This window comes from Streptomyces sp. NPDC086519 (assembly GCF_040686075.1).
In the GTDB taxonomy this organism is placed as follows: domain Bacteria; phylum Actinomycetota; class Actinomycetes; order Streptomycetales; family Streptomycetaceae; genus Streptomyces; species Streptomyces shenzhenensis.
Genome location: NZ_JBFBJL010000036.1, coordinates 85,052 through 91,536 on the forward strand (window position 1 = coordinate 85,052; position 6,485 = coordinate 91,536).

The following is a 6,485-nucleotide window of genomic DNA, read 5'->3' on the forward strand; positions in this document are numbered from 1 at the left end:
TACGCCGAGGGCCGCCGCACCTCGCCGGGTGCGGCGGCCCAAGTTTCACGTGAAACAGGCTTCGGCGGGCGAAATGGTCACCAACCGGTCTGACGGCGGCTAGCCGCTCGACCCGCCGAAGAGGTTTCCTCCACCGTTGGCATTGCCTCTGGTAGTGCCTGTGCCGGTCGTGTCCGTGGCCGTCGGCGAGGACGTCGTACCCGATGTGCTGCCGCCGGTGGTGCCGCCGTTGGCCGAGCAGTTCCAGGCGAACTGGCAGGTCTCCGTCGCCGTGGGCGACGGGGCGGTGACCGTCTCGCTGGGCGTGGGGCTCGGCGTCTCGCTGGGCGTCTCGCTCGGCGTGATGCTGACGCTCGGCGTCGGGGAGGGAGCCCCCGCCTCGTCGGCGATGTCGCCGACCTTGGTGGCCTGCGGGAAGCCCGGGTCGTTCTTGCCCTTCAGCGCGGCCTTCATGTACTCGGTCCACACCGAGGTCGGGATGTCACCACCGTGGATGGACGCCACGCCCGCGGTGCCGTTCATGGAGAGCAGCTCGGCGTCCTTCGGGTTCTCACGGAACATCGCCACCGACGTGGCCAGCTGCTGGGTGTAGCCGACGAACCAGGCGGACTTGTTGCTGTCGGTGGTACCGGTCTTGCCCGCCGCCGTACGGCCCAGGGCCTTGGCGTTGGTACCCGTACCGTTCTGGATGACGTTCTCCAGCGTGTCCGTGACGTTGTTCGCGATGTTCTCAGGCATCGCGGTGGTCACCTTCGGCTTGCTGAAGCCCTGCAGGTCCTGGCCGTCCTGCTTGACCTCGGTCACCGAGTACGGGTCCGCGTGCCTGCCGGAGGCGGCGAAGGTCGCGTAGGCGTCGGCCATGCGGATCGCGCTCGGAGTCGAGGTACCGAGGGCGAAGGACGGGTTGAGGGTCGCGAAGCTGCTGTCCAGGATTCCGGACCGGCTGGCCACGTCCCGCACGTGCGACATACCGACGTCCCAGCCGAGCTGCACGAACGGCGTGTTGATCGACTGCTCCATCGCCTTGCGCAGGGTGATGTACCCCCAGCGATAGTTGCTCTCGTTGTTCTGGAAGAACGTCGAGCCGTCCTTGTTCAGGACGGCGGTGCCGTCCTCGTTGAGGACCTTGAGATGGTCGTTGCCGTTGTACTTGCTCAGCGGCGAGACCCCTACACCGTCGGTCTTGTACGTCCCGTACTGCATGGCGGCGGCGAGCACGAACGGCTTCCACGTCGAACCGACGGGGACACCGGAGGTGTCGGCGTTGTTGGTGAAGTGGTTGTTCTCGTAGCCGGCACCGCCGTACAGGGCGACGATCGCGCCGTCGTTGGGCACCACCGACGCGGCACCGAACTGGACGTACTTGTCCTTGTCGCGGTTCTTCGGGTCCAGACGCGCCTTCTGGACCTTCTCCACGGCCGCGCTCAGCGCGTTGACCTTGTCCTTCTGGAAGGTCGTGTAGATCTGGAAGCCGCCCTGGTCGAACTGGGTCTCGGTGATGTTGGAGTGCGCGAGGACGTACTTCTTGGCCGTGTCGGCGAGATAGCTGATCTGGCCGGTCATGCCCTTGATCGCCTTGCGGCCCTGGGGCATGGGGTACTTCTTGATGGCTTCCTGGTACTGGGCGTCGGTGAGGTGCTGGTCCTTGTGCATCTCTTCGAGGATCCAGGCCCAGCGGTCGTGCGAGCGCTGGTAGTTGGCCTTCTGGGTGGCCGTGGAGTCGATGTCCGGGTTGCCCGCGGGGTCGTAGTACGTCGCGCCCTTGAGCAGGGCCGCGAGGACCGCGCACTGGCTCGGCTTGAGGTACTTCGCGTCCACGCCGTAGTAGGTCTGGGCGGCGGCCTGGATGCCGTAGGCGCCACGGCCGAAGTACGAGGTGTTCAGATAGCCCTGGAGGATCTGCTGCTTGGAGAGCTTGGTGCCCACCTTGATGGAGATGAACATCTCCTTGAACTTCCGCGAGACCGTCTGGTCCTGGCTGAGGTAGGTGTTCTTGACGAACTGCTGGGTGATCGTCGAACCACCCTGCGTCTCACCACCCCGGGCCATGTTGACCAGGGCGCGGGCGATACCCATGGGATCGACGCCCGAGTCCGAGTAGAAGCTCTTGTTCTCCGCCGAGATCACCGCGTTCTGCATGGCCTCGGGGATCTGGTCGATGGTGACGTTCTGCCGGTTCGCACCCGTGCCCGTCGCGACCATCTGATCGCCGTTCGACCAGTAGTAGACGTTGTTCTGGGACCTGGCCGCGTCGTTCTCGCTGGGGATGGTCACCATGGCGTAGCTGACGCCGACGAGCGCGACCAGGCTGCCGAAGAAGGTGATGCACAGCCCGGAGACGAGCTTCCAGGAGGGGACCCAGCGGTGCCAGCCGAATCTGTTCGCCCTGGGGTAGTCGATCAGGCGCTTCTTACCCGGCGCCGTCGACGCGCGGCCTCTGCCGCGCCCCGGCCCGGCAGGACCACCAGGACCGCGGCTCCCGTTGTCGGCCGCTCTGCGGCGACCGTTTCCCGTGCTTCTCTGCGCCGCCCGGCGTGCCTCGGCACGGCCGCCGTACGGACGCTCCTCACCTCCCGAGCCCGAGTCCGACCCATAGGAACTGGACCCATAGGAGTCGGAAAGAGACCCGGTGGCGCCTCGCGGTGCCGCACGGCGGCCGGAGGACGGTTCGGACTGGCCGCGTCGGGCCGCGGCACGTCCGCCTCCCTGCGGCGGCGGCGGTTTGCGACGGTGCTCGCTCATCGAACGATTACTCCTCGGGCAGGCGCGCCTGTGGGCGCCTGGAACGGCGGCTGATTTCCGGTCCCCCCGACATACGGATGTGGTCGGTCCTGCATTCACCCGTACTGCACCGTGGACGTGGACGCTCCCCAGGCGTCGCTTGGTTCCCGGTGGTGTGCATGCCGCACAGACTACGCACCGCCAAAACCCGCTGAGCCCCGAAGTTCACCCCAAATCAGGCAACTTACCTCCTACGAATCGGTGATGTGATCCCGTTCACCGTCACCCCTCTTGTCGCGCGGGGAAGGCCGATCTATCGTCATGATGTATCGAGTCGATACATCAGAGCGAGATAAGCGAGCCGCGGACGAGAGGAGGCGACCATGAGCCGGCGCTCCGGCATCCTTGAGTTCGCCGTTCTCGGTCTGCTCCGCGAGTCCCCGATGCACGGCTATGAGCTGCGGAAACGTCTCAACACGTCGCTGGGCGTCTTTCGCGCGTTCAGCTACGGAACGCTCTACCCCTGCCTCAAGACGCTGGTCGCCAACGGCTGGTTGATCGAGGAACCGGGGAACAGCGCCGAGGACGCTCTCGCCGCGCCGCTCGCCGGCCGCCGCGCCAAAATCGTCTACCGGTTGACGGCCGAGGGCAAGGAGCACTTCGAGGAGCTCCTGTCCCAGACCGGCCCCGACGCGTACGAGGACGAGCACTTCGCGGCGCGGTTCGCCTTCTTCGGACAGACCTCGCGCGATGTGCGGATGCGCGTGCTGGAGGGCCGCCGCAGCCGGCTGGAGGAGCGCCTGGAGAAAATGCGCGCCTCGCTGGCACGCACCCGGGAACGTCTCGACGACTACACGCTTGAGCTCCAGCGCCACGGGATGGAGTCCGTGGAGCGCGAAGTGCGCTGGCTGAACGAGCTCATCGAGAGCGAGCGGGCCGGACGGGACCTGAAGGGTCCCGCTTCCGGGGGGTCCGCTCAGCAGAACACCACCAATGGAGCGCCGGGCGTCCTGCCCCGGTCCGGGGATTCCCCCCGGCCGGATACGCCCGACGACACCGCCACGTGAGTCCCGTTCAGGGCCTCACTCGTACACACAGGGAGCAACCGGAATGGGTTCGGTTCGCGTAGCCGTCGTCGGTGTGGGCAACTGCGCCGCGTCGCTGGTACAGGGAGTCGAGTACTACAAGGACGCCGATCCGTCGTCCAAGGTCCCCGGCCTGATGCACGTGCAGTTCGGCGAGTACCACGTCAAGGACATCGAGTTCGTCGCCGCGTTCGACGTGGACGCCAAGAAGGTCGGCCTCGACCTGGCGGACGCCATCGGCGCCTCCGAGAACAACACCATCAAGATCTGCGACGTCCCCAACACCGGCGTCACCGTCCAGCGCGGCCACACCCTCGACGGTCTCGGCAAGTACTACCGCGAGACCATCGAGGAGTCCGAGGCCGAGCCGGTCGACATCGTCCAGATCCTCAAGGACAAGCAGGTCGACGTCCTCGTCTGCTACCTGCCCGTCGGCTCCGAGCACGCGGCGAAGTTCTACGCCCAGTGCGCCATCGACGCCAAGGTCGCCTTCGTCAACGCCCTTCCGGTCTTCATCGCCGGCACCAAGGAGTGGGCGGACAAGTTCACCGAGGCCGGTGTGCCGATCGTCGGTGACGACATCAAGTCGCAGGTCGGCGCCACCATCACGCACCGCGTGATGGCGAAGCTGTTCGAGGACCGGGGCGTCGTCCTGGACCGCACGATGCAGCTGAACGTCGGCGGCAACATGGACTTCAAGAACATGCTGGAGCGCGAGCGGCTGGAGTCGAAGAAGATCTCCAAGACGCAGGCCGTCACCTCCCAGATCCCCGACCGGGACCTCGGCGAGAAGAACGTCCACATCGGCCCGTCCGACTACGTCGCCTGGCTCGACGACCGCAAGTGGGCGTATGTCCGCCTGGAGGGCCGCGCCTTCGGTGACGTCCCGCTGAACCTGGAGTACAAGCTCGAAGTCTGGGACTCCCCGAACTCCGCGGGTGTCATCATCGACGCCCTGCGCGCCGCGAAGATCGCCAAGGACCGCGGCATCGGCGGTCCGATCCTCTCGGCGTCCAGCTACTTCATGAAGTCCCCGCCGGTTCAGTACTTCGACGACGAGGCCCGGGAGAACGTGGAGAAGTTCATCCGCGGCGACGTCGAGCGCTGACCCGGCACACCGCGGGGCACTGAAGCTCCGCAGATCAAGCTCGCAAAAAAACGCTCCTGCCAGGGCTCAAAGGGTCCCCGGGTCATCCGATCCGGGGACCCTTCTCCTGCGCGCGGCCCCGTATGTGAGGCTGTGCCCCATGCCCGTCGTCCGCGACCTGCGCGTCCTGCTGCGCCTGCGGAACTTCCGCCGCCTGCTCGTCATACGCCTGCTCTCCCAGGGGGCCGACGGCGTCTACCAGGTCGCCCTCGCCGCCTACGTCGTCTTCTCCCCGGAGAAACAGACCTCGCCGGCCGCCATCGCCTCGGCCATGGCCGTCCTGCTTCTTCCGTACTCCCTCGTTGGCCCCTTCGCCGGCGTCCTGCTGGACCGCTGGCGCCGCCGCCAGGTCTTCCTCTACGGCAACCTGTTGCGCGCGTTGCTGGCCGCGGCCACTGCCGTCCTCATGGTCGGCCACGTCCCCGACTGGCTCTTCTACGCCTCCGCCCTGTGCGTCACGGCCGTCAACCGCTTCGTCCTTTCGGGCCTGTCCGCTGCGCTGCCACGGGTGGTCGACACCGAACGGCTGGTGCTCGCCAACTCCCTGTCCCCGACCGCCGGCACCCTCGCCGCTACCGTCGGCGGCGGCCTCGCCTTCGCCGTACGGCTGGTCGCCTCGGAATCCGATGCCGCGGTGGTGCTGCTGGGCGCCACGCTGTACCTGTGTGCGGCCCTCGCTTCCCTCACCATGGCCCCCGACCTCCTCGGACCGGACCGGCATCCCGCTCAGCCGAGTCTCGGAGTGGCCGTGATCAGCACCGCACGCGACCTGCTGGAGGCGATCCGGCATCTCGCCGAACCGCGGCGCCGTGAGGCGGCCTGGGCACTGGTCAGCATGACGGCGATGCGCTTCTGCTACGGCGCGCTCCTCGTCCTGGTACTGATGCTGTGCCGGTACGCCCTCGCCTCCGGCCCGGGTGACGGACTCGGGCTGCTCGGGCTGGCCCTCGGGGTCTCCGGCGCGGGCTTCTTCGCCGCCGCCGTCGTGACGCCGTGGACCGCGGGGCGTTTCGGCCCCGGTCGCTGGATCGTCACCTGTGCCGCGTCCGCCGCCGTACTGGAGCCGGCCCTGGGGCTCCCTTTCACGGCCGTCCCCATGCTCATCGCCGCCTTCGTCCTGGGACTGATCACCCAGGGGGCGAAGATCGCCACGGACACCGTCGTGCAGTCGTCCGTCGACGACGCTTTCCGCGGCCGGATCTTCTCCGTGTACGACGTGCTCTTCAACGTCGCCTTCGTCGGGGCCGCCGCCGTGGCCGCGCTGATGCTCCCGCCGGACGGCCGTTCCGCGACCCTCGTCATCATGGTCGCCTTGGTCTACGCGGCGGTCGCTGTGGCCATGGCCCGCCTCGAGCGCGACCGTCGGCCACAGCAGGAGCGCGCAGCGCCGCAGTGACTCACGGAGAGGGGCGATGTTTCACGTGAAACATCGCCCCGGGCCGGTTCCCCACGCGGGGTCATGTTTCAGGGCCGCCCCGGTGGGCGCGTCGCGTCTGAGGGGTGGTGGAGTGGTTCACGCGTGTGTGGGTAGC

General features: G+C 67.5%; 4 protein-coding genes. 3 read left to right on the top strand and 1 reads right to left on the bottom strand.

Annotated features, from left to right (window positions below; translation table 11 throughout):
- Positions 1 to 99 precede the first annotated feature (99 nt).
- The gene (locus tag AB0P24_RS29885) at positions 100 to 2,742 is read right to left on the bottom strand and encodes a transglycosylase domain-containing protein (RefSeq protein WP_365799346.1); all 2,643 of its coding nucleotides are present in this window, start codon (positions 2,740 to 2,742) and stop codon (positions 100 to 102) included.
- Positions 2,743 to 3,104: 362 nt separating this feature from the next.
- On the opposite strand from AB0P24_RS29885, the gene AB0P24_RS29890 reads away from it, so the two are divergent.
- The 3 genes from AB0P24_RS29890 to AB0P24_RS29900 all read left to right on the top strand — a co-directional run bounded on the left by AB0P24_RS29890 (position 3,105) and on the right by AB0P24_RS29900 (position 6,349).
- On the top strand, positions 3,105 to 3,788 hold the full coding sequence (locus AB0P24_RS29890) for a helix-turn-helix transcriptional regulator (RefSeq protein ID WP_181801329.1): 684 nt from the start codon (positions 3,105 to 3,107) through the stop codon (positions 3,786 to 3,788).
- Between the two features lie 43 nt (positions 3,789 to 3,831).
- Positions 3,832 to 4,914, top strand: coding sequence for an inositol-3-phosphate synthase (locus AB0P24_RS29895; RefSeq protein WP_234543176.1), 1,083 nt, complete (start codon positions 3,832 to 3,834; stop codon positions 4,912 to 4,914).
- A 139-nt stretch (positions 4,915 to 5,053) separates the two neighbouring features.
- Entirely contained in the window at positions 5,054 to 6,349 is a 1,296-nt protein-coding gene (locus tag AB0P24_RS29900; RefSeq protein WP_365799349.1) for an MFS transporter, read from the top strand.
- Positions 6,350 to 6,485 lie beyond the last annotated feature (136 nt).

Bases quoted from the DNA above. Each gene is read 5' to 3' on its own strand.
- AB0P24_RS29885 (WP_365799346.1), bottom strand. From the start codon at position 2,742: ATGAGCGAGCACCGTCGCAAACCGCCGCCGCCGCAGGGAGGCGGACGT.
- AB0P24_RS29890 (WP_181801329.1), top strand. From the start codon at position 3,105: ATGAGCCGGCGCTCCGGCATCCTTGAGTTCGCCGTTCTCGGTCTGCTC.
- AB0P24_RS29895 (WP_234543176.1), top strand. From the start codon at position 3,832: ATGGGTTCGGTTCGCGTAGCCGTCGTCGGTGTGGGCAACTGCGCCGCG.
- AB0P24_RS29900 (WP_365799349.1), top strand. From the start codon at position 5,054: ATGCCCGTCGTCCGCGACCTGCGCGTCCTGCTGCGCCTGCGGAACTTC.